This window comes from Actinomadura physcomitrii (assembly GCF_008923205.2).
Classification (GTDB): Bacteria; Actinomycetota; Actinomycetes; order Streptosporangiales; family Streptosporangiaceae; genus Spirillospora; species Spirillospora physcomitrii.
The window spans coordinates 1-1,102 of record NZ_WBMS02000105.1 but is presented as its reverse complement, the minus strand read 5'-3'; the positions used below and the strand labels follow the sequence as shown (position 1 = coordinate 1,102).

Sequence of the window (1,102 nt, the reverse complement as noted above, 5' to 3'; positions counted from 1 at the left end):
GTCCTCGTGCGAGCTAGCCGCAGCCAGACAGAGAGATGAGAGATAGCTGCTTTCGGTGAGGCTTGTGGAGCATCGGACCAGCATGTTTCGTGGTCGTTATTCTGTCTCATCCCGAAAACGCGGGTTGCGTCCGATGCTGGCCCGATGGCGGCGAAGCTCCGACTTGCTGACCTGACCAAGACGTCTATGGCCGGGCTCGACGGCACGGCATTACGCCGAGGTCATGACCCCTGAACGCCGCTACCCCAGCGACCTGTCGGATGCCCGATGGGAATTGATCGAGCCGGCCCTGATCGCCTGGCGCGACCGGCGTCGCGCCGGCGCCCTGGACATCGGCCGTCCACCCGAACACGACCTACGCACCATCATGAACGCCATCCTCTACGTCGACCGCACCGGCATCCCCTGGCGCTACCTGCCGCACGACCACCCGCCCTGGCAGACCGTCTATGGCTACTTTCGCGCATGGCGCGACGACGAGGTCTTCACCCGGCTGTCGGGACTGCTGCACCGCCTGGTCCGCATCCGCGAGGGCCGCTGCGCCCAACCCAGCGCCGGCGTGATCGACGCCCCAAGCGTCAAGACCTCTCCTAGCGTTCCAGTAGCTGACCAGGGCATCGACGCCGCCAAGAAGATCGTCGGCCGCAAACGCAGCATCGTGGTCGACACCCTCGGCCTCTTGCCGGCCGTCCTGGTCACCGCCGCCTCTGTCCAAGACTCGGTCGCCGGCACCACTCTGATCAACCAGATCGCCGGCCAGCAGCCCGCCCTCCGCACCATCTGGGTGGACGGCGGCTACCGCCAACACCTGGTCGAACACGCTGCTGCGATCGGCATCGACATGCAGATCGTCCAACGCCCGCCAGGCGTCCGGGGTTTCACCCCGCTACCACGCCGTTGGGTGGTCGAACGCACCCTGGGCTGGCTCATGCTGCACCGCCGCCTGGTCCGCGACTACGAGACCCTCTCGGCCAGTTCCACCGCCATGATCCACCTCGCAATGATCGACCTCATGAGCCGCCGCCTCACCGGCGAATCCACTCCCACATGGCGGGGCACCTGACCCGGAATCAAACGGAACTCGCAGGATGAAACGCCCAGT

Annotated in this window: 1 protein-coding gene; it reads left to right on the top strand. The window is 66.1% G+C overall.

What is annotated here, in order from left to right; all coding sequences use genetic code 11:
- Nucleotides 1-223 precede the first annotated feature (223 nt).
- A complete protein-coding gene (locus F8568_RS46440) occupies nt 224-1,063 on the top strand; it encodes an IS5 family transposase (protein WP_151600552.1) in 840 nt (279 codons plus the stop codon).
- Nucleotides 1,064-1,102: the final 39 nt, after the last annotated feature.

Bases quoted from the DNA above. Each gene is read 5' to 3' on its own strand.
- F8568_RS46440 (WP_151600552.1), top strand. From the start codon at position 224: ATGACCCCTGAACGCCGCTACCCCAGCGACCTGTCGGATGCCCGATGG.